Consider the following 20570-nt stretch of genomic DNA (forward strand, 5'->3'; position numbering starts at 1 on the left):
GAAGGGGAAGCCATGACAGCGACGACCGACGGCGGCGGTGCGATCACCGGCGGCGCGGATCCGCGACACGACGCCGCGGCGGCCCCGGCCGCCGCGGCCGCAGTACCGTCCGGCGAGGACACCGGCCTGCACAAGGGCGTCCGGGAGGCCGCCGACCGGGCCGCCCGGGAACTGCTGGACCGCCAGGACCCGGACGGATGGTGGAAGGGCGACCTCCAGACCAACGTCACCATGGACGCCGAGGACCTGCTGCTGCGCCAGTTCCTCGGCATCCGCGACGAGGCCACCACCCGGGCCGCCGCCCTCTTCATCCGCGGCGAGCAGCGGCCGGACGGCACCTGGGCCACCTTCCACGGCGGCCCGCCCGAACTCTCCGCCACCATCGAGGCGTACGTGGCCCTGCGGCTGGCCGGCGACCCGCCCGACGCCCCGCACATGGCCCGCGCCTCCGCCTGGATCCGCGAGCGCGGCGGGATCGCCTCGGCCCGCGTCTTCACCCGCATCTGGCTGGCCCTCTTCGGCTGGTGGAGCTGGGAGGACCTGCCCGAACTCCCGCCCGAGCTGCTCTTCCTGCCGTCCTGGGCGCCGCTGAACATCTACGACTTCGGCTGCTGGGCCCGCCAGACCATCGTCCCGCTCACCGTGGTCTCCGCCCTGCGGCCCGTCCGCCCCGCCCCCTTCGCCCTCGACGAGCTGCACACCGACGCCCGCGACCCGAACCCGGCCCGGCCGCCCGCCCCCCTGGCCAGCTGGGACGGGGCCTTCCAGCGGATGGACAAGGCCCTGCACCTCTACCGGCGCGTCGCCCCGCGCCGGCTGCGCAGGGCGGCCATGGCCGCCGCGGGCCGCTGGATCGTCGAACGCCAGGAGAACGACGGCTGCTGGGGCGGGATCCAGCCCCCCGCCGTGTACTCCGTCATCGCCCTGCACCTGCTCGGCTACGACCTCGGGCACCCGGTCATGCGGGCCGGACTGGAGTCCCTCGACCGCTTCGCCGTCTGGCGCGAGGACGGCGCCCGCATGGTCGAGGCCTGCCAGTCCCCCGTCTGGGACACCTGCCTCGCCGCCATCGCCCTGGCCGACGCGGGCGTCCGCCCCGACCACCCGGCGCTGGTGAAGGCCGCCGACTGGATGCTCGGCGAGGAGATCCGGCGCAGCGGGGACTGGGCGGTGCGCCGCCCCGGACTCGCCCCCGGCGGCTGGGCGTTCGAGTTCCACAACGACACCTACCCCGACGTCGACGACACCGCCGAGGTCGTCCTCGCCCTGCGCCGCATCCGCCATCCCGAACCGGGGAGGATGGAGGCCGCCATCGCCCGGGGCACCTCCTGGACCCTCGGCATGCAGTCGAAGGACGGCGCCTGGGCCGCCTTCGACGCCGACAACACCAGCCCCCTCCCCAACCGGCTGCCCTTCTGCGACTTCGGGGAGGTCATCGACCCGCCCTCGGCCGACGTCACCGCCCACGTGGTGGAGATGCTCGCCGCCGAGGGCCGGGCCGCCGACCCGCGCGCCCGGCGCGGCATCGCCTGGCTGCTCGCCGAACAGGAGGCGGACGGCAGCTGGTTCGGCCGCTGGGGCACCAACTACGTGTACGGGACGGGCTCCGTGGTGCCCGCCCTCACCGCCGCCGGGATCGCCCCCGGCCACCCCGCCGTCCGGCGGGCCGTCGGCTGGCTGGAGTCCGTACAGAACGAGGACGGCGGCTGGGGCGAGGACCAGCGCTCCTACCAGGACCGCTCCTGGGCCGGGAAGGGCGCCTCCACCGCCTCCCAGACCGCCTGGGCGCTGATGGCGCTCCTCGCGGCGGGGGAGCGGGACGGGGAGTCCGTCCGGCGCGGGCTCGGGTACCTGGTGGAGACCCAGCGCGCCGACGGGACCTGGGACGAGCCGTACTTCACGGGCACCGGATTCCCCTGGGACTTCTCCATCAACTACCACCTCTACCGGCAGGTGTTCCCGCTCACCGCCCTCGGCCGCTACCTGTACGGGGACCCCTTCGCCCCCGCCGCCGCCCGGGGGGCCGGCGAGGCCGCGGCCGCCGCCCCCGTCCCGGCCGAGGAGGCCTGATGTCCGCCCGGGCGGACCCGTCCGCCGTGCCGCTGCTGATCGCCTGCGCCCTGCGCATCGAGCGGGCGGCCCTCGGCGGGGGCCGCGCCCCCGCCGGCGCCACCGTGCTGCGCACCGGCATGGGCCCGCGCGCCGCCGACCGGGCCGTGGCCCGCGCCCTGGACCGGCCCGGGATGGAACGGGCCGCCGTCCTCGCCACCGGCTTCTGCGCCGGCCTGCTCCCCGGGATGAACCCCGGGGACCTGGTCGTCGCCGAGGAGACCCGCGACCCGCGGGGAGCGGTCGCCTGCACCGGCACCGCCCTGCTCGCCGAGGCACTGGCCCGCGCCGCACCCGGCCGGACCGTGCACACCGGCGCACTGACCGGATCCGACCACGTCGTCCGCGGACAGGAGCGCGACCGGCTGCGCGCCGCCGGCGCCGTCGCGGTCGACATGGAGTCCGCGGCCACCCTGTGGACCGCCTCCGGGGCGGGCCGCCCGGTTGCGGCCGTCCGGGTGATCGTGGACGCTCCGGAGCACGAGCTCGTCCGCATCGGCACGGTGCGCGGTGGAATATCGGCCTTCCGCGTACTGCGTGCCGTACTGCCCGCGTTCTACGACTGGCACCGTTCGTTGCCGCTTTCCAGGAGGTGAAACCAGATGGCCATGCCGTTGCGACAGTCCATCAGGGTCGGGACGTATCTTCTCGAACAGAAGCTCCGCAAGCGCGAGAAGTTCCCGCTGATCGTCGAGCTGGAGCCGCTCTACGCGTGCAACCTGGCCTGCGAGGGGTGCGGGAAGATCCAGCACCCGGCCGGGGTCCTCAAGCAGCGGATGCCCGTCGCCCAGGCGGTCGGCGCCGTCCTGGAGTCCGGGGCGCCGATGGTGTCCATCGCGGGCGGCGAGCCCCTGATGCACCCCCAGATCCACGAGATCGTGCGCCAGCTCGTGGCCCGGCGGAAGTACGTCTTCCTCTGCACCAACGCCCTGCTGCTCCGCAAGAAGATCGAGAAGTTCACCCCGTCCCCCTACTTCGCCTTCGCCGTGCACATCGACGGACTGCGCGAACGCCACGACGAGTCCGTGGCCAAGGAGGGGGTCTTCGACGAGGCCGTCGCCGCCATCAAGGAGGCCAAGCGGCGCGGTTTCCGGGTGACGACCAACTCCACCTTCTTCAACACCGACACCCCCCAGACCGTCATCGAGGTGCTGAACTACCTCAACGACGACCTCAAGGTCGACGAGATGATGATCTCGCCCGCCTATGCCTACGAGAAGGCCCCCGACCAGGAGCACTTCCTCGGCGTCGAACAGACCCGGGAACTCTTCAAGAAGGCCTTCGCGGGCGGCAACCGGCGCCGCTGGCGGCTCAACCACTCGCCGCTCTTCCTGGACTTCCTCGAAGGAAAGGCGGATTTCCCCTGCACCGCCTGGGCCATTCCGAATTACTCCCTCTTCGGCTGGCAGCGCCCCTGCTACCTGATGAGCGACGGATACGTGCCCACCTACCGGGAACTGGTGAACGACACCGACTGGAGCAAGTACGGCCGCGGAAAGGACCCGCGCTGCGCGAACTGCATGGCGCACTGCGGGTACGAACCCACCGCCGTCCTCGCCACCATGGGCTCCCTCAAGGAGTCCCTGCGCGCCGCCCGCGAGACGGTCGGCGGCAACCGGGACGCGTCGGCATGACGCGGCCGCAGGCAGGTCCGGCCGGCGGGGGCGGCGGGTTCGACCTCGCCGCCCTGCTGGCCGAGCGCGGCGGCGAACGGTACGAGCTGCACGCCCGCCACCTCAACCACCAGCTGCCCCGCATGCTGCGCACCATCGGTTTCGACAAGGTCTACGTGCGCGCCGAGGGCGCCCACTTCTGGGACGACGAGGGCAACGACTACCTCGACATGCTCGCCGGCTTCGGGGTGATGGGCCTGGGCCGCCACCACCCCGTGGTCCGCCGGGCCCTGCACGAGGTCCTGGACGCCCAGCTCGCCGACCTGACCCGCTTCGACTGCCAGCCGCTGCCCGGGCTGCTGGCCGAGAAGCTGCTCTCCCACAGCCCCCACCTGGACCGCGTCTTCTTCGGCAACAGCGGCACCGAGGCGGTCGAGACCGCCCTGAAGTTCGCCCGCTACGCCACCGGCCGGCCCAGGGTCCTCTACTGCGACCACGCCTTCCACGGGCTCACCACGGGCTCCCTGTCGGTCAACGGGGAGGGCGGCTTCCGCGACGGCTTCGCCCCGCTGCTGCCCGACACGAGGATCGCGCTCGGCGACCTGGCGGCCCTGGAGCGCGAGCTGCGCCGGGGCGACGTGGCCGCCTTCGTCGTCGAGCCGATCCAGGGCAAGGGGGTGCACGCCGCCCCGCCGGGGTTCCTGCGCGCCGCCCAGGAGCTCCTGCACCGGCACAAGGCGCTCCTGATCGCCGACGAGGTGCAGACCGGGCTCGGCCGGACCGGGGACTTCTACGCGTACCAGCACGAACCGGGCGTGGAGCCCGACCTGGTCTGCGTGGCCAAGGCCCTCTCCGGCGGCTACGTGCCCGTCGGGGCGACCCTGGGCAAGGACTGGATCTTCCAGAAGGTGTACTCGTCCATGGACCGGGTGCTGGTGCACTCCGCGAGCTTCGGCTCCAACGCCCAGGCGATGGCCGCCGGGCTGGCGGTCCTCCACGTCATGGAGGACGAGGAGGTGGTGGCCAACGCGCGGGCCATGGGCGAGCTGCTGCGCGGGCGGCTGGCCGCGCTGGTGGACGAGTACGAGATGCTGCACGAGGTGCGGGGCCGCGGGCTGATGATCGGCATCGAGTTCGGCCGGCCCTCCTCGCTGGCCCTGCGCGGCCGCTGGACGATGCTCCAGGCGGCCCGCAAGGGGCTGTTCGCGCAGATGGTGGTGGTGCCGCTGCTGAACAGGCACCGGATCCTCACCCAGGTCTCGGGGGACCATCTGGAGGTCATCAAGCTGATCCCGCCGCTGATCGTGGACGAGGCGGACGTGGACCGGTTCGTGGCCGCCTTCCGGGAGGTCATGGACGAGGCGCACGGCGGGGGCTCGCTGATGTGGGACTTCGGCCGGACCCTGGTCAAGCAGGCGGTCGGCAACCGCTAGCCCGAGCCGGACGTACGGGGCCCCGGTCCGCCGGGGCCCCGCGCCGGTCCGGGGTCAGTCCAGCAGCCGGTCCCGCAGCCGCTCCCGCGTCGCCGGGGTCAGCCCCAGGCCCTCCGCGAGGTAGCGCTCCACCCCGCCCCAGTGCGCGTCGACGGTCTCGTACGCGGCGTCCAGGTACTCGGGCCGGGCCTCGAACAGCGGCGCCAGCAGCTCCGTCACCTCGGGGTCGCGGGTCTCGGGGGTGTCGTCCCCGCGCAGCAGCCGGTAGCGGTTGTGCGGGGCGTTCGAGGCCATGTAGTCCGCCGTGATCGCCTCGCGGTCGACCCCGATCGCGAGCAGGGTCACGGCGATCGACAGGCCCGCCCGGTCCTTGCCCGCCGCGCAGTGCAGCAGCGCCGGGACGCTGTCCTCGGCGAGCGCGCGGACCACGCGGCCGTGCTCGGGGGTGCGGTGGCGGACCATCTCCCGGTACGACTCCGCCATGCGGGCGGCGGCCCGGCCCTCGCCCAGGAGCGCGCGGAGCCGGTCGAGGCCCCCCTCGCGGACGATCCGCCAGAACTCCCCGCCGTCGGCCGGGTCCGAGAGCGGGATGTTCACGTTGCGCACGCCCGGCAGTTCGACGTCCGGGCCCTCCAGGGCGCGGTCGGCGCGGTTGCGGAAGTCGAAGACGGTGTGCAGCCCGAGGGAGGCGAGGAACTCTGCGTCGGTTTCGGTGGCATGCGCCAGATGTCCGCTTCGGAACAGTCGTCCCGGCCTGACCGATCGTCCGTCCGTGGTCGGCAGCCCGCCCACGTCACGGAAATTGCGCACTCCGGTCATCTCGGGCGTGGGCTCGGGGTGTGCGGGCAGGTCCTGGGGTATCTGCTGGGTCACGTCTGCTCCTTCGCGTGTGCCGCGTGTCCGAATTGCTCTGGTTGGAACCAACTTGCCATAGGTGGACGAGAGATCGGGCCGAACTCCGTGAGCCAGATCATACGGTGACCGTGCGTGCCTGATCGCGAAAACCGAATTCCCCTGTCGGAGCGGCCGTTGCGGATCCGGAATGGACGCAGGGTGACCGTCATTCCGTTGATCCCTCATACCTGCTATTCCGTCAGGGAATTCACGGCTTGTTGCCCGCGGTCCCGCTGGATTACCTTCGCGAGCGATCCGGGTGGACCGCCTAATCCTGCCGCCGCCCGGGAACCGCACCCGACCAACGACGCGCGCGGCAGGAGCGGGGGAACCAGGAAAGCCGCCGTTCCGGATCATTCCGGAACGGCTCGGGGTGAAGCCGTGACCGTACGGCCGGACATCTCCAGTCCGAACCCGACAGCTCACCTCGCAGGCGCCGGAGAGGAATTCGCCATGCCCGGAAAGGGTAAGCACCGCCGTCCGAAGTCCCGTTCCATATCCCGCGGCCTCGCCCTCGCCGGCACCGGCGGCGCGGCCCTCGCGCTGCCGCTGACGGTCGCCACGGGCGCCCAGGCCGCCGCTCCCGCCGCGGCGGCGCCGGCCGCCGCACCGGACCGGGCCCCGGCGGCCGTGCGGACGGCCGCCCCCGCCGCCGCGCCGTCCGCCGCCCCCTCCGTCTACACGGTCGCCCCCGGCGACTGCCTCTCGACGATCGCCGCCGGGCGCGGCCTCTCCGGCGGCTGGGAGCGGCTGTACGCCGACAACCGTGAGGCCGTCGGCGACGACCCCTCCCTCATCCACCCGGGCCTGCGCCTGACCCTCGGCGGGCAGGGCGCGGCCCCGGCCCCGAAGGCGGCTGAAGCGCCCGCCGAGGAGACCTCGACCGGTACTCCGGCGGCCGATGAGGGCGGGTCCGGCTCCGCCGCCTCCGACGGCGCCGCCGCGGCGCAGGGCGCGTCCCGCCCCGCCGGCGGTACGCCGCTGAAGGGCTCCGCCGCCCCGTCCCGCGGAATGAAGCAGTCCGCTCCGGCCGCCCAGTCCGCCCCCGCGAGCGCCGCCGGGTTCGTCGCCCCCGTCGCCGGCGGCGTCTCCACCGCGTACCGCACGCCCGGTGCCATGTGGTCCTCCGGCTACCACACCGGCGTCGACTTCATCGCGAGCACCGGCACCACCGTCCGGGCCGTCGGCGCGGGCACCGTCGTTTCCGCAGGCTGGGGAGGCGCGTACGGCAACCAGGTCGTCATCCGGCACGCCGACGGCAAGTACTCCCAGTACGGCCACCTGTCCCAGCTGAACGTCTCGACGGGCCAGACCGTCACCGCCGGCCAGTCCATCGGGCTCTCCGGCGCCACCGGCAACGTGACCGGCCCGCACCTCCACTTCGAGATCCGCACGGGCCCGTCCTACGGCTCCGACATCGACCCGCTGGCCTACCTCCGCTCGAAGGGCGTCAGCGTCTGAGGCCGTCCGGCGGCGGAGCGCCGCCGCGCGTGGGGCCGGGACCCGAGGGGGGTCCCGGCCCCGCTTGTACTTATTCCTTATCCCCCGGGTGGTATAGATCACGGTCCGTCAACCCCTCATTACGTTGGCGTAGGTTGGCGGCGGGGGTGAAGGATGGGTTCCCGTGGCAGCGACGAAGACGACACTCAAGACCATCGGCTCGTACGCGGCGATCGGGGACAGCTTCACCGAAGGCGTGGGGGACCCGGGACCCGGGGATTCCTATCTCGGCTGGGCGGACCGGTTCGCCGTACTCCTGGGAGATCAGCGCGACGAGCACGACTTCCGATACGCGAACCTCGCGGTACGGGGCAAGGTGCTCGACCAGATCGTGGAGGAGCAGGTCCCGCGGGCCAAGGAACTCGCCCCCGACCTGGTGTCCTTCTGTGCGGGCGGCAACGACATCATCCGGCCCGGCAGCGACCCCGACGACGTGGCCGAGCGCTTCGAGGCGGCCGTGGCCGACCTCACGGCCTCCGTCGGCCTCGTGATGATCACCACCGGGTTCGACACCCGGGGCGTCCCCGTCCTCAAGCACCTGCGGGGCAAGATCGCGACGTACAACGTCCACGTGCGGGCCATCGCGGACCGCTACGGCTGCCCGGTCCTGGACCTCTGGTCGCTGAAGACCGTCCAGGACCGCCGCGCCTGGGACGGCGACCGCCTCCACCTCTCGCCCGAGGGCCACACCCGCGTCGCGCTGCGCGCCGCGCAGGTCCTCGGCTACGAGGTGCCGGCCGACCCCGACCAGCCCTGGCCGCCGGCCGCGCCCCGCGGCTCCGTGGACGTCACCCGCGACAACATCCAGTGGGCGCGCGAGCACCTCGTGCCCTGGATCGGGCGGCGGCTGCGCGGGGAGTCCTCCGGCGACCACGTCGAGGCCAAGCGCCCGGACCTGCTCCCGCTGTAGGCCGTACGGCCGGGCCCGGCGCCGTGCCGGGCCCGGCCGCCGGGGCGTGCCGCCAGCCGTGCGGGGCCCCGCGCCGGCCCGGCGCGGACCGGGCGCGGACCGGGCGCGGACCGGCGGGACCCGGCGGGGCGGAATCCTCGGAAGCCGGTGCGCGTTGGGATGGTCGTGGGCGTACCCCGCCCCACCCCACCCGCACTACCCAGGAGGCGCCTTGACCGGCTCCCTTCCCCTGCGTCCCCGGCTGCGCGCCCTGCGGCCCGAAGCCTTCGGCGCGGACGCGTCCGGCGCGCGGCTGGAGCGCATCCTGCGCTCGCCGAACTTCGCCGACGGCGTCTTCCAGAACCCGGTGGGGGCCAGGACCAGGCCTTCCGGCTCGATGCTGGAATTCGCCAAGATCTACTTCCACAAGGAGCAGCGGATCCGGCGCAACCCCGGCGCACCGATCCCCGTCTACCCCACCACCCTCGCCGAGCTGGCCAAACCGCCGGCGAGCGGACTGCGCCTGACCTGGATGGGGCACTCCAGCGTGCTCGCCGAGATCGACGGCCGCCGCGTGCTCTTCGACCCCGTCTGGGGCGAGCGCTGCTCCCCCTTCCCCTTCGCCGGCCCCAAGCGCCTGCACCCCGTACCGGTGCCGCTGGCCTCCCTGGGCCCGGTCGACGTGGTGGTCATCTCCCACGACCACTACGACCACCTGGACCTGCCCACCATCAAGGCCCTGGCCGGCACGGACACGGTCTTCGCCGTCCCGCTCGGCGTCGGCGCGCACCTGGAGCGCTGGGGCGTCGCCCCGGGCCGGCTGCGCGAACTGGACTGGAACGAGTCCGCCGAGGTCGCCGGGCTCACCCTGACGGCCACCCCGGCCCGCCACTTCTGCGGGCGCGGCCTGCGCAACCAGCAGTCCACCCTGTGGGCCTCCTGGGTGGTCGCGGGCCAGCGGCACCGGATCTTCCACAGCGGGGACACCGGCTACTTCCCCGGCTTCAAGGAGATCGGCGCCGAGCACGGCCCCTTCGACGCCACGATGATCCAGATCGGGGCGTACTCGGAGTACTGGCCCGACATCCACATGACCCCCGAGGAGGGCATGCGGGCCCACCTCGACCTCCAGGGCGGCGCCCCGGCCGGCACCATGCTGCCCATCCACTGGGGCACCTTCAACCTGGCCCCGCACCCGTGGGACGAGCCCGGCGAGGGCACGGTCGCCGCGGCCACCGCCGCCGGCGCGGCCGTCGCCCTCCCGATCCCGGGCCAGCCCTTCGAACCCGCCGCCCCTGACGCCCCGTCCGCCCCCTGGTGGCGCCCCTTCATCGCGGGCACCACGCCCCCCGCCGGCCTCCCCGCCCCCGCCGCGACGGGCGCGGCCGCACCGGCCCCCGCCCCGTCCGCCGGGATCGGCGAGCCGGAGGCCGTGGGTTCCTGAACCCGCGGCGGTCCCCCGAGCCGTGGAGCGCGCACGCCCCGAGCCGTACGGGCGTGCGCGCTCCCGGCGCATTCGGGCTGTCGTACGAGCGCTCCGTCGGGAGCTTGAAGCAGCGCGGTGAAGTTCCCCAACTGGGCAACGGCCGCGGGAGCGTGCGGTCTAGCGTGGGTATCCGGTGATCAACACCGGGCCCCGGAACTGGAACCGGGGGCCGGACCCACGTACCGAGGACGCCGATGTCCGGACTCCGCACCGCCCGCCACGCCCCGTCGAGACACGCCGCCACGGGTTCCGGCCGGCAGATAAGCCCCCAGCCGGTCCGCGCCGCCGTGCTGCCCACGCTCGCCGCCGGGCTCAGCGGCGCCGCCGCCGTGATCTTCACCCTGCAGCTCGGCGGGGGCGCCGGGGAGCGGGACGCGCGGCTGTGGCCGGTGCTCGCCGGCTGCGCCCTGCTGGCCGTCGGCGCCCTCGCCGCGGCCCTGCTGGGGGCCCAGCGCACGGCCAAGGCCGTCCGGGACCGGTGCGAGGCGCTGCGCCGCTCCAGCATGCGCGGCCGCCAGGAACTGCGCACGGCCGCCGAGCGGCTGGAGCGCGGGGAACGGCCCGGACGCCTCCTGCGGTCCGGACGCGGCGACCCGCCGGCCGGGGCCCGTCCGGCCGGGGCGGACGGGTTCTGGCTGCTCGCCCAGGAGCTGCGCGGTGCCCGCGAGCAGGCGCACGAGACCCTCGTACGGCTGGCCGCCCCGGCCGCGCCCAGCGACAGCGACCGCAAGGTGGAGGTCTTCGTCAACCTCGCGCGTCGGCTTCAGTCGCTGGTGCACCGCGAGATCTCGCTCCTCGACGAGCTGGAGGACACGGTCGAGGACCCCGACCTGCTCAAGCAGCTCTTCCACGTCGACCACCTCGCCACCCGGATCCGCCGGCACGCCGAGAACCTCGCCGTGCTCGGCGGGGCCGCCTCCCGGCGCCAGTGGACGCGGCCCATCGACCTGAGCGAGGTGCTGCGGTCCTCCGTCGCCGAGGTGGAGCAGTACACCCGGGTCAAGGTGGTCCCCCCGGCGGGCGGCACCGTACGCGGGCACGCCGTCGCCGACGTGGTGCACCTGCTCGCCGAACTCGTCGAGAACGCGACGGTGTTCTCCGCCCCCGACACCGACGTGGTGGTGCGGGCCGAGCGGGTCACCGCCGGGATCGCGGTCGAGGTGGAGGACCGCGGGCTGGGCATGCCGCCGCAGGAGCAGAACCGGATGAACACCCTGCTGGGCGACCCCGACCAGGTCAGCGTCCGGCACCTGCTGGCGGACGGCCGGATCGGCCTGTTCGTGGTCTCCGCGCTGGCCCGGCGGCACGGGATCGCCGTCGAGCTGAAGTCGAACATCTACGGCGGGGTGCTCGCCGTCCTGGTGCTGCCCCAGGGCCTGCTGGGCGCGGAGGCCCCGGGCGCCGCCGACGCCCTGGGCGGCTCCCGCACCACCTCCTGGGGCACCGCCGAGACCGCCCCGCCCCTCGAACCGGCCCGCGTGCCCGCCCCCGCGTCCCCGCCCGCGCCGGGGCCCGCCCCCGCCGGGGGAGCCGGCCGCACCCTGGACCTCGGCCTGGTGCCGGCCTCCCCGGAGGGGTTCACCGCCCCGCACGCCCCGGCCGGCGGCGGCCCCGGGCCGCTGCGGGCCCGGGAGCCGCAGGCCCGCGACGCGGCAGGGCACCCCGAGCCCCTGCCCCGCCGGGTGCCCGCCGCCCGGGCCGACCGGGACGACCGGCCGCCGCTTCCCCGGCGGCTGGCCCAGACGCACCTCGCGCCGCAGCTGCGGGAGGCCCCCGCCCCCCGCACGCCGGAGGCGGACTCGGAACAGCCCGTGCACGACCCCGGCCTGATGGCGGCCTTCCAGCGGGGCTTCGGCCTCGCCCAGACCTCCGAGCAGCAGACATGACCCCCCACGTGAACCTCCGCGTGAACCCCCGCACGAACCCCAGCAAGGAGCACACCCCCATGGCCGGCGAAGTGGCGACGCAGACGAAGACAGGCAGCCTCTCGGACCTCGACTGGCTGCTCGGCGGACTGGTCCAGCGCGTGCCGTACACGCGCGCCGCGGTGCTGCTGACCAACGACGGGCTCGTCACCTGCGTGCACGGCCTGGACTCCGACAGCGCCGACCACATGGCCGCGCTCGCCTCCGGCCTGTACTCCCTCGGCCGCAGCGCGGGCGCCCGCTTCGGCGACGGCGCCGAGGTCCGCCAGGTCGTCGTCGAGCTCGACACCGCCCTCGTCTTCGTCTCCGCCGCCGGCTCGGGCACCTGTCTGGCCGTCCTCGCGGACCGCGAGGCGGACGCGGGCGTCCTCGGCTACGAGATGGCGATGCTGGTCAAGAGCGTCCGGCCGTACCTGGCGGCCCCGCCGCGCCGCCCCGTCGGCGCCGCCCGCGACGCCGACGCCGGGCGATGAGGGTACGGGCCGGGGGGGCTCACGGAACACCGGCCGGGGCGATGCGCGACACGCCCTGGCTCGACGACTCGGCCGGCCGCGTCATGCGCCCGTACACGGCCAGCGGCGGCCGCACCCGGGCCGCCGTCGCCCTCGACCTGCTGTCCCTGGTGAGCGCCACCGGGGTCCGGCCGAGGGTCCCGCTCGGGGCCGAGCACGTCCTCGCCCTGCGCAGCTGCGCGGCCGCGCCCGCGGTGACGGTCGCCGAGGTGGCCGGGCACCTGCGGCTCCCGGCGGTGGTGGTCAAGGTGCTGCTGTCCGACCTCATGGAACACGGGGCCGTGACGGCGCTGGCACCGAGGTTCCCGGGCGGCGGCGGCTCCTTCGCCGCCGACGACCAGACCCTCCTGAGGGCGGTGCTCGATGGCCTGCGCCGCCGGCTCTGAGGCCCCGGCCCTGCCCGCGACCCTGAAGATCCTGGTCGCGGGCGGGTTCGGGGCGGGGAAGACCACCTTCGTGGGCGCGGTCAGCGAGATCGCGCCGCTGTGCACGGAGGAACTGCTGAGCGGGATCGGCGAGGCCGCCGACCCGCTCGAAGGGGTGGAGGCCAAGACCGCGACCACCGTGGCCCTGGACTTCGGCCGGCTCACCCTCGACGACCGGCACGTGCTCTACCTGTTCGGCACGCCCGGCCAGCAGCGCTTCTGGTTCCTGTGGGAGGAGCTCTGCGCGGGCGCGCTCGGCGCGGTGGTCCTCGCGGACACCCGCCGGCTCGCCGACTGCTTCCCCGCCGTGGACTTCTTCGAGCGGCGCGGCATCGGCTTCGTCGTCGCCGTCAACGAGTTCGACGGCGGCCACCGCTACACCGCCGAGGAGGTCCGCGCGGCGGTGGGGCTCGGCCCGGAGGTGCCCGTCGTCCACTGCGACGCGCGCCTGACGGGCTCCGGCACGGGGACGCTGGCCGCCCTCGTCCACCACCTGCTGTCCACGGCCCGGCGCACCGCCGCCGGGCCGCCGGGACGGTACGCACACCACTTCCGACCGGGGGAACCGCCATGAACCGCTACGAGACGACCGGACACCTCCTGCTCACCCCCGTGGACCGGGAGGCGCCCGCACGGGCCGTCCGGCTGCGCGAGATGGGCCTGGGGGAGCGGGTGGACGCCGAACTCGACGCCTTCGCCCGCCGGTTCGCGCAGACCCTCGACGCCCCGTACGCGGGGGTCAACTTCGTAGGCGAGGACCGCCAGTTCTTCGCCGGACTGCACCACGGGCCGGACGCCCCGGCGAGCGGCTACCCGGCGCGGGTGCTGCCCCGCGACCACGGCTACTGCCCGCACGTGGTGGTGCGCCGCCGGGCCCTGGTCCTGGAGGACGTACGGGACTTCGCGCGCTTCGCGGGCAACGCCGTCGTGGACGGGAGCGGGGTCCGCTCCTACCTCGGGGCGCCGCTCACCGACCGCGGGGGCGTCGTCCTCGGCACGGTGTGCGCGGTGGACACGGTGCCCCGGCGGTGGGGGCCGGCGGGCCTGACGACGGCGAAGGCGCTCGCGGCCGAACTCGCCGACCTGCTCCAGGAACGGGCCGTCAGCGCAGGAAGGCCGTGATCCGGCGCCGGAGGGAGGCGGCGTCCAGGCCGTGGGCGGAGGTGTGCTCCGCGATCGTCCCGAACCGGCGGAGCTCGGCGCGCCCCACCCCGAGCGGCAGCACCCGGTGCGGGACGTCGATCAGCGCCTGCCCGGCCGCCGCCGAGGAGGTCCCGGCCAGGTAGGGCTCGACCAGCACCACGTCGGCCGTGGCCCGCCCCACGGCGGCGCGCAGGGCGTCGTCGTCGAAGGGGCGCACCGTGGCGGCGTACAGGACGGTGACGTCGAGCCCCTCGGTCGCGTCGAGGACCCCGTCCAGCATCGGTCCGACGGCGAGCACCACGCCCGCGCGGCCCTCGCGCACGGTCCGGAACCGCAGGTCCCCGCCCAGGGCCAGCGGGGCGGCGTTCGACATCTGGGAGAGCCGGACGTAGACCCGGTCGTCCCCGGCGGCGTAGGCGTGGCGCAGCAGCGCCTCCGCCTCGTCGGGGTGGCCCGGCACGTGCACGGTCCAGCCGTCGAGGGTGTCCAGCAGGGCCACGTCACCGGGGGCCATGTGGGTGTACCCGCCGGCCGGCCAGTCGTAGCTGGCGCTGGAGCTGACCAGGACCCCGCCCGTGTCCTGGTGCCCGAAGTCCAGCTTGACCTGCTCGAACGGGCGCTCCACGAGGAAGCTGGCGAAGGTGTGGACCACCGGCCGCAGCCCGGTGAGGGCCAGGCCGCCGCCCACGCCGATGAGCAGCTGCTCGCGGATCCCGACGTTGATCACGCGATCGGGGTGGCGCCGCTGGGCGGGCCGGAACCCGTCCATGGTGATCTCCGCGAGGACGAGGGCCAGCCGCGGGTCCTCGTCGAGGAGCCGGGAGGTGACCGAGATGAACCGCTCGCGCATGGTGTCCGCGGTGGTTGCGGTGGCGGTGTCCGTGGTGGTGACGGTGTCCGTGGTGTTCACGGGGTTCCCCCTCAGTACTTCTTCTCGACGCGGGCGACGACGGCGTGCGGCCGGCCCGGATGCGGTGCGGTGAAGGCGGCGTACAGCGCCGCGTGGTCGCGTCCGTCGACGGTGGCGGTGCTCCAGCCGGCGGCCTCGAAGCGGGAGGCGATCCCGCCGGGCCAGCCGTGCGTGGCGGAGCCGTTGTCGACGACCACGGTGTGCAGGGCGTCCAGCCCGGCCGGGCCGGCGTAGGCGATGGCCTCGTGGTTGCTGCCCTCGTCGAGTTCCGCGTCCCCGATCAGCACCCAGACGGCCGGGTCGTCCAGCCCCTGGGCCCGCAGCCCGAGCGCGCTGCCGACGGCGAGCGGCAGGCCGTGCCCGAGGGAGCCGCTGGCGATCTCCACGCCCGGGACCAGCACGCGGTCGGGGTGGTGCCCGAGGGGGGAGTCGAAGGTGCCGAAGCCGGGCAGCCAGTCGACGGGGAGGAAGCCCTTGGCGGCGAGCACGGCGTAGTAGGCCATCGGCCCGTGTCCCTTGGAGAGCAGGAACCGGTCCCGGCCGGGGTCCTCGGCGGTCTCGGGCGAGACCCGCAGCACCCGGTCGTAGAGCACCCACAGCACGTCCAGGGTGGAGGTGGCGGCGGGCCCGTGCTTCTCGTCCCCGGTCATGAGGGCCATCAGGCGGCCCAGGTCCTCGTGGCGGAAGCGGGCGTCCGCGGTTGCGTGTGTCATGCAAGAACCATGCGACCTCAAGCGGACTTGAGGTCAAGTGTCCGCCGTCCGGTCCGTCAAGTGGCCGGGATCCGTACGCCCCGTAAAAGGTGCGCGCGACCACCCGTGGAAGTGCGGTATGGTTCTCATGCCGGTTCAGCCGGGGGAAACCCCAGGTCAGCGGCATCGGGACGTGGCGCAGCTTGGTAGCGCACTTGACTGGGGGTCAAGGGGTCGCAGGTTCAAATCCTGTCGTCCCGACTGTGCGGAAACGCAGGTCGGAGGCCGTTCTCTCTATGTGAGAGGACGGCCTTTCGCGTACCCGGGGGCTCTCTCCGCCCCGTAGCTCCGATAGCATGTTCGGCCTAACAATGATCACGTCGAAACATGAACATCGGCTGAAAAATTGATATCTGCGGTATCGCGAGTGTTTTCCGGAAATGACGATGGAATCGAGCCCCCCGTGTGGCGCCGGCCCCGGGTCGTGCTGTGGGCTGCCGCGAGCGTGGTGGGCCTGGGATTCATGATCGGTCTGGAGATCGTCTCGCGGCATTACGGTACGCCGGGTCCGATCACCACCCAGGCGCGCGAAGTGATCTTCCCCCCGAAGTCGGGGACGGTGCTCTACGCCGCCATGACGCTGATGCTCGTGGTCCTCACCTGGCGGCAGCGGTTCATCGCCGTCGGCGCCGCGGTCGGCATCGACCTGGTCTTCTGGCTCGTGCGGTGGCTGGCCGACGCCCCCATGATGTTCGGCAACGGCGCGCTGATCGTCACGCTGGCCTGCGCCGTCATCGCCGTCACGCGCCGCACCGGCCGGGAGCGCGTCCTGCTGCTCAAGGGCGTCGGGCTGGCCCTGCTGCTGGTGGCCGGCCGCAAGACCGGCTACACCTGGCTGGACATCACCGCGACCACCCGCCCGATGGTGCTCGACCAGTACGTGGCCACCGCCGACCACGCGCTCGGCAACCCGTCGTGGGTGGCCGGGCAGATCGTGCGGGCCACCGGCCCCGTCGGCGCGCACGTCCTGGAGTGGGTCTACATCCAGCTCGCGGTGGGCGCGGTCGTCGTCGCCCTCTACCAGCTGCGCCGGGTGGCGGTCGAGCGCCGCTTCCCGACGCACCACCTGGTGCGCAGCTTCCTCGTGATCGGGCTGCTCGGACCGGCCATCTACATGATCTTCCCGGTGGTCGGCCCGATCTTCGCCTACGGCGCGGACGGCGGCCGGTGGGCCCTGGCCGACCTCTGGCCGAACACGCCCCCGCCACTGGGAACCCCGCAGGCGATGCTCTTCGACGGGGTCACCCCGCGCAACTGCATGCCGAGCCTGCACACGGCGTGGGCCACCGCGATCTTCATCCATTCCCGGAAGGGCCCCCGGGCCCTGCGTTTCCTCGGTGTGTTCTGGCTGGTCGCCACCCTGGGGGCGACGCTGGGATTCGGCTACCACTACGGCGCCGACATCCTCGGCGGCGTGGTGTTCACCGCCGCGATCGAAATGGCGCTGCGCGCCTTCGACCGGGGCTGGGACCGGCGGGGGGTCCTGGTGGCCGGCTACGGCGCCGTGGTCTTCACGGCGCTGCTGCTCTCCTACCGCTTCCTGCCCCAGCAGCTGGCCGCGCTCCCGTGGCTGTGCGGACCGCTGCTCGTGCTGGCGACGGCCTCGGTGGTCTACGCCTCCGTGCGGACCGTCCGGCTCTGGGACCGCGAGGCCCCGGCCGTGTCCGTGCCTGCGCCGCGCCGCGAGACGCAGCCCGAGCTGGTCTGAGCGGCGGGCCCGTCCTCGTCGGGCTCCGGCGGCCGGTCCGTCAGCAGGCCCGTCCGCAGGCTCGTGAGGGTGCGGGTGAGCAGCCGGGACACGTGCATCTGCGAGATGCCGAGCCGTTCGCCGATCTGCGACTGGGTGAGCTCCTGGCCGAAGCGCAGGGACAGGATCTCCCGGTCCCGCTCGGGGAGCTCCGCCAGCAGCGGCTTGAGGGACTCCAGGCACTCGATGCGCTCGTAGACCGGCTCCTCCTCGCCCAGCGGGCGCTGGGCCGTGCCCGAATCGGAGTCGTCCTGCGCCGGCGCGTCCAGCGAACGCGAGGCGTACACCTGGGCGGCCCGGCGGCCCTCGGCCAGCTCGTCCTCCGTCACCCCCAGCCGGTCGGCCAGCTCGGTGTCGGTGGCGCCGCGCCCCAGGTCCTGCTCCAGCTCGTCCGAGGCCTTGGCCAGGTTCAGCCGGAGCTCCTGGAGCCGGCGGGGGACCTTCACGGCCCAGCTGGTGTCGCGGAAGAAGCGCTTGATCTCACCGGTGACGGTGGGCAGCGCGAAGGTGGTGAACTCGACCCCGCGGTTGACGTCGTACCGGTTGATGGCCTTGATCAGGCCGATCGTGCCGACCTGGACGATGTCCTCGAAGGGCTCGCTGCGGCCGCGGAAGCGGCGGGCGGCGTACTTGACCAGGCTGAGGTTCAGCTCGACGAGGGTGTTGCGCACGTAGGAGTACTCGGGCGTGCCCTCCTCCAGTGAGTCCAGCCGGTGGAACAGGGCCCGCGAGAGGGTCCGGGCGTCGGCGGTGCTGGCCTTGAGCGGCTCGGCCAGGAGGTCGGCCACGGGCCGCCCCAGGGGAATCGCGTGGGTGGTGCGGGTGCTGGTCTGCTGGATTCGGATCATGGAACGGACCTCCGGCCCGTGGGGGTGTACGACTGTTTCATACCCGTTCCGGCCGGTAATGACCCTTTTGTTCATTCGGTCGCGTCAGGTCACCCGCACCACCACCAGGCTCGTGTCGTCGTCCGTGTCCCCGAGGACCGCGGCCATCAGCCGGTCCGCGAGCTCCTCCGCCGGGCCGGGCCGCAGCCGCTCCGTCGCCGCGCGCAGCGTCTCCAGGCTCTCGTCCAGCCCCACGTGCCGGCGCTCGACGAACCCGTCCGTGTACAGCAGCAGGGTGTCCCCGGAACGCAGCTCCGTGAACGTCTCCCCGTACCCGGCCCCCGGCAGCGCGCCGAGCAGGATGTTCTCCGCGCCCTCCAGGAACCGCGCCCGCCCGCCGCGCAGCAGCAGCACCGGCGGATGCCCGGCCCCCGCCCAGAACAGCGAGCGGTCGGCGGGGTCGAACAGGGCGCACACGGCCGTCGCCGTGGGCTGCCCGGGCGTGCGCAGGGCCACCTCGTTCAGCCACTCCATCAGCCGGCCGGGGGAGTTCCCCGTGAAGGCCAGACCGTGCAGCGCCCCGCGCAGGGCGATCATGGCGGTGGCCGACCCGATCCCGTGCCCGGCGATGTCCCCCACCGTGACCAGCACCTTCCCGTCGGGCAGGGACTGGACGTCGTACCAGTCGCCGCCCACCCGGTACTCGGCGGCGGCCGGCCGGTAGCGGGCCGCCACCCGCAGCCCCGGCGGGGTCTCCAGGGCCGGGGCCTCCGGGACGATGGCGTGCTGGAGCCCCAGCACCAGGTGGTCGCGCAGCTCCGCCTCGGTCCGCGCGGCGGACAGCTGGTCGTAGGTGGCGGTGAGCGCGACCTCCGTGTGGTGCTGCGAGGAGACGTCCTGGAACACGCCGACGATCCCGGTCAGCGCGCTGCCGGTGAGCACCGGCTCGGCCGCCACGCGGACCCGGCGCACCCCGCCGCCGGGCCGCACCACCCGCACCAGCACCTGACCGCCCTCGTGCCGGTCGGTGAGGGTAGCCAGCAGGCCGTCCAGCCGCCCCGCGTCCTCCCGGTGCAGCCGCGCGCCCAGCGCCCGCAGCGGCACCGCCGGTTCCTCGGGGTGCAGCCCGAACACCGGGTACGCGTGCGCGCTCCACACGGTGCTCCCGGCGACGAGGTCCTCCTCGAAGACCGCCAGCTGGTCCGGCCGCGCGAGCGCCCGGGTCACCGGCGGGCCGCGCCGGTCGTCCGCCCGCCACATCACCGCGGTGCGCCCGCCGCCCAGCGGCAGCACCCGGACCTCGGCCATCGCGGGCCCGGCCGCCCCCGCCCGCGCGGGCGGGGCGTTCGAGGGGGCGGCCGGCAGGGCGGGGACGTACTGCGGCGCGCCGGTGGCGTTCGCCCGCGCGAGCAGCCCGAGCAGCTCCTCGTACACGGCGGGGAAGAGCTGTGCGACGGGCCGCCCGGCCGGTGCCGGGAGGGGGCCGAGGACGCGCAGCGCGGCCGGGTTGAGGTAGTCCACGGTGTGGGTCCGCCCGAACCCGTACCCCTCCTCCTCGCCCGCCGGAACCGCCACGCTGACGAGCATCGCGGGCAGCACCAGCTCGGCCAGGACGGCGGTGAGCCGGGGCGCGGCGGCCGCGTCGGAGCCGCCGTGGTCCAGCGCCTGCCCGGCCGGACGGCACAGGGCCGCGACGGTGGCGCGCACGGCGCCGTCCAGGGCCCGGGCGGCGGGCCAGACGACCAGGGCGAGCCCCGCGCTCCGCCCGGCCCGGTCCAGGGGGACCAGCCCCCGGGCCGCCTCGGCGTGCGGACCGGGCAGCCGGCCCTCCGCCCCCGGCCCGTCGGGGAACCACGCGGGCAGGCCCACCGTGAGCACGCGGTGCAGCGGCCCGTCGGTCTCGGGGGGCACCCAGCGCCAGTGCCCGGCCTCCAGCGGGGTGGCCCCGGCGTGTCCGGCCAGTTCCAGGCAGTCGGTCTCCGTACGCCGCCACAGGTAGACGGATTCGACGCCGAGCCGCCGCAGCCCGCCCTCCAGCAGCGCCGCCGCGGCGGCCCCGGCCGTGTCGGAGGCCAGCACGGCGGTGGTCCCGCGCCGGATCCGGCGGGTCTCCGGCGTCGGCGCCGCGCCGGGGGCCTGCCCCGGGACCGGCTCACGGGCGACGTCCGGACCGGCGGCCGCGTTGACGACGTCCGCCGCGAGGTCGGCCGCGCTCAGCCCGGTCGACACGGCCAGCCGCAGCAGGTGGTCGGCCGCCTCGGCGGGGGACAGGGACAGCTGGGCCATCAGCACCCCGCAGGCGAGGTCCAGGAGGCTGCGCCGGGCCCGGTCGGCGTGCAGGGCCGCCACCTCGGCCGTCAGATCCGCGACGGCCGAGGGGAGTCCGGTCTCGGACAGGCCCATCA

18 protein-coding genes, 1 tRNA gene and 1 riboswitch are annotated in these 20570 nt (G+C 74.4%); of the genes, 14 read left to right on the plus strand and 5 right to left on the minus strand.

Annotated features, from left to right (window positions below):
• Window positions 1-12 precede the first annotated feature (12 nt).
• The 4 genes from shc to AB0O29_RS17130 are packed head-to-tail and all read left to right on the plus strand — an operon-like array spanning window position 13 to window position 5155.
• The gene (gene shc, locus AB0O29_RS17115; RefSeq protein ID WP_365152393.1) at window positions 13-2070 is read left to right on the plus strand and encodes a squalene--hopene cyclase; all 2058 of its coding nucleotides are present in this window, start codon (window positions 13-15) and stop codon (window positions 2068-2070) included.
• The gene (locus AB0O29_RS17120) at window positions 2070-2705 is read left to right on the plus strand and encodes a 1-hydroxy-2-methyl-2-butenyl 4-diphosphate reductase (protein ID WP_365152395.1); all 636 of its coding nucleotides are present in this window, start codon (window positions 2070-2072) and stop codon (window positions 2703-2705) included. Before shc ends, AB0O29_RS17120 begins: the two co-directional genes overlap by 1 nt.
• A 6-nt stretch (window positions 2706-2711) precedes the next feature.
• On the plus strand, window positions 2712-3743 hold the full coding sequence (gene hpnH, locus AB0O29_RS17125) for an adenosyl-hopene transferase HpnH (RefSeq protein WP_365152397.1): 1032 nt from the start codon (window positions 2712-2714) through the stop codon (window positions 3741-3743).
• A complete protein-coding gene (locus AB0O29_RS17130; protein WP_365152399.1) occupies window positions 3740-5155 on the plus strand; it encodes an aspartate aminotransferase family protein in 1416 nt (471 codons plus the stop codon). Before hpnH ends, AB0O29_RS17130 begins: the two co-directional genes overlap by 4 nt.
• Window positions 5156-5209: 54 nt before the next feature.
• On the opposite strand, the gene AB0O29_RS17135 is transcribed toward AB0O29_RS17130, so the two are convergent.
• Window positions 5210-6028, minus strand: coding sequence for a tyrosine-protein phosphatase (locus tag AB0O29_RS17135; protein ID WP_365152401.1), 819 nt, complete (start codon window positions 6026-6028; stop codon window positions 5210-5212).
• Between the two features lie 316 nt (window positions 6029-6344).
• Window positions 6345-6498: riboswitch (cyclic di-AMP (ydaO/yuaA leader) on the plus strand.
• Window positions 6499-6502: 4 nt separating this feature from the next.
• Between AB0O29_RS17135 and AB0O29_RS17140 the strand changes: the two genes are divergently transcribed.
• The 8 genes from AB0O29_RS17140 to AB0O29_RS17175 all read left to right on the plus strand — a co-directional run bounded on the left by AB0O29_RS17140 (window position 6503) and on the right by AB0O29_RS17175 (window position 13908).
• Complete coding sequence (locus AB0O29_RS17140) at window positions 6503-7510, plus strand: LysM peptidoglycan-binding domain-containing M23 family metallopeptidase (RefSeq protein WP_365152403.1); 1008 nt, start codon at window positions 6503-6505, stop codon at window positions 7508-7510.
• 163 nt (window positions 7511-7673) lie between these two features.
• Window positions 7674-8459 (plus strand): SGNH/GDSL hydrolase family protein, encoded by a 786-nt coding sequence (locus AB0O29_RS17145; protein ID WP_365152405.1) that lies wholly within the window; start codon window positions 7674-7676, stop codon window positions 8457-8459.
• A 211-nt stretch (window positions 8460-8670) separates the two neighbouring features.
• Complete coding sequence (locus AB0O29_RS17150) at window positions 8671-9882, plus strand: MBL fold metallo-hydrolase (protein WP_365152407.1); 1212 nt, start codon at window positions 8671-8673, stop codon at window positions 9880-9882.
• Between the two features lie 236 nt (window positions 9883-10118).
• Entirely contained in the window at window positions 10119-11810 is a 1692-nt protein-coding gene (locus AB0O29_RS17155) for an ATP-binding protein (RefSeq protein ID WP_365152409.1), read from the plus strand.
• Between the two features lie 71 nt (window positions 11811-11881).
• Window positions 11882-12322 carry a roadblock/LC7 domain-containing protein gene (locus tag AB0O29_RS17160; RefSeq protein WP_365152436.1) on the plus strand — a complete coding sequence of 147 codons (441 nt, stop codon included), beginning with the start codon at window positions 11882-11884 and terminating at the stop codon, window positions 12320-12322.
• A 41-nt stretch (window positions 12323-12363) separates the two neighbouring features.
• Window positions 12364-12747, plus strand: coding sequence for a DUF742 domain-containing protein (locus tag AB0O29_RS17165; protein WP_365152411.1), 384 nt, complete (start codon window positions 12364-12366; stop codon window positions 12745-12747).
• Window positions 12725-13360: an ATP/GTP-binding protein gene (locus AB0O29_RS17170; RefSeq protein WP_365152413.1), complete on the plus strand. Its 636-nt coding sequence runs from the start codon at window positions 12725-12727 to the stop codon at window positions 13358-13360. Before AB0O29_RS17165 ends, AB0O29_RS17170 begins: the two co-directional genes overlap by 23 nt.
• Entirely contained in the window at window positions 13357-13908 is a 552-nt protein-coding gene (locus AB0O29_RS17175) for a GAF domain-containing protein (protein WP_365152415.1), read from the plus strand. The genes AB0O29_RS17170 and AB0O29_RS17175 overlap by 4 nt, the downstream gene beginning before the upstream one ends.
• Here the strand turns inward: AB0O29_RS17175 and AB0O29_RS17180 are convergent.
• Both AB0O29_RS17180 and AB0O29_RS17185 read right to left on the minus strand, forming a co-directional pair.
• On the minus strand, window positions 13889-14779 hold the full coding sequence (locus AB0O29_RS17180) for a transketolase (protein ID WP_365152438.1): 891 nt from the start codon (window positions 14777-14779) through the stop codon (window positions 13889-13891). The genes AB0O29_RS17175 and AB0O29_RS17180 overlap by 20 nt on opposite strands.
• 71 nt (window positions 14780-14850) lie before the next feature.
• On the minus strand, window positions 14851-15552 hold the full coding sequence (locus AB0O29_RS17185; protein WP_365152417.1) for a transketolase: 702 nt from the start codon (window positions 15550-15552) through the stop codon (window positions 14851-14853).
• A 166-nt stretch (window positions 15553-15718) separates the two neighbouring features.
• Here AB0O29_RS17185 and AB0O29_RS17190 point away from each other — a divergent pair.
• Window positions 15719-15792: transfer RNA gene (locus tag AB0O29_RS17190), tRNA-Pro, on the plus strand.
• 202 nt (window positions 15793-15994) lie between these two features.
• Complete coding sequence (locus AB0O29_RS17195; protein WP_365152418.1) at window positions 15995-17299, plus strand: phosphatase PAP2 family protein; 1305 nt, start codon at window positions 15995-15997, stop codon at window positions 17297-17299.
• Here AB0O29_RS17195 and AB0O29_RS17200 read toward each other — a convergent pair.
• Window positions 17203-18186 (minus strand): SigB/SigF/SigG family RNA polymerase sigma factor, encoded by a 984-nt coding sequence (locus AB0O29_RS17200; protein ID WP_365152420.1) that lies wholly within the window; start codon window positions 18184-18186, stop codon window positions 17203-17205. The genes AB0O29_RS17195 and AB0O29_RS17200 overlap by 97 nt on opposite strands.
• A gap of 84 nt (window positions 18187-18270) precedes the next feature.
• Window positions 18271-20568, minus strand: coding sequence for a SpoIIE family protein phosphatase (locus AB0O29_RS17205; RefSeq protein ID WP_365152422.1), 2298 nt, complete (start codon window positions 20566-20568; stop codon window positions 18271-18273).
• Window positions 20569-20570: the final 2 nt, after the last annotated feature.

This window comes from Streptomyces sp. NPDC089915, assembly GCF_040684675.1.
Taxonomy (GTDB): Bacteria; Actinomycetota; Actinomycetes; order Streptomycetales; family Streptomycetaceae; genus Streptomyces.

Excerpts from the sequence above, each read along its gene's own strand:
- AB0O29_RS17180 (WP_365152438.1), bottom strand. The coding sequence starts at position 14,779 with ATGCGCGAGCGGTTCATCTCGGTCACCTCCCGGCTCCTCGACGAGGAC.
- AB0O29_RS17165 (WP_365152411.1), top strand. The coding sequence starts at position 12,364 with ATGCGCGACACGCCCTGGCTCGACGACTCGGCCGGCCGCGTCATGCGC.
- hpnH (WP_365152397.1), top strand. The coding sequence starts at position 2,712 with ATGGCCATGCCGTTGCGACAGTCCATCAGGGTCGGGACGTATCTTCTC.
- AB0O29_RS17140 (WP_365152403.1), top strand. The coding sequence starts at position 6,503 with ATGCCCGGAAAGGGTAAGCACCGCCGTCCGAAGTCCCGTTCCATATCC.
- AB0O29_RS17185 (WP_365152417.1), bottom strand. The coding sequence starts at position 15,552 with ATGACACACGCAACCGCGGACGCCCGCTTCCGCCACGAGGACCTGGGC.
- AB0O29_RS17120 (WP_365152395.1), top strand. The coding sequence starts at position 2,070 with ATGTCCGCCCGGGCGGACCCGTCCGCCGTGCCGCTGCTGATCGCCTGC.
- shc (WP_365152393.1), top strand. The coding sequence starts at position 13 with ATGACAGCGACGACCGACGGCGGCGGTGCGATCACCGGCGGCGCGGAT.
- AB0O29_RS17205 (WP_365152422.1), bottom strand. The coding sequence starts at position 20,568 with ATGGGCCTGTCCGAGACCGGACTCCCCTCGGCCGTCGCGGATCTGACG.
- AB0O29_RS17200 (WP_365152420.1), bottom strand. The coding sequence starts at position 18,186 with ATGATCCGAATCCAGCAGACCAGCACCCGCACCACCCACGCGATTCCC.
- AB0O29_RS17155 (WP_365152409.1), top strand. The coding sequence starts at position 10,119 with ATGTCCGGACTCCGCACCGCCCGCCACGCCCCGTCGAGACACGCCGCC.
- AB0O29_RS17130 (WP_365152399.1), top strand. The coding sequence starts at position 3,740 with ATGACGCGGCCGCAGGCAGGTCCGGCCGGCGGGGGCGGCGGGTTCGAC.
- AB0O29_RS17175 (WP_365152415.1), top strand. The coding sequence starts at position 13,357 with ATGAACCGCTACGAGACGACCGGACACCTCCTGCTCACCCCCGTGGAC.
- AB0O29_RS17170 (WP_365152413.1), top strand. The coding sequence starts at position 12,725 with ATGGCCTGCGCCGCCGGCTCTGAGGCCCCGGCCCTGCCCGCGACCCTG.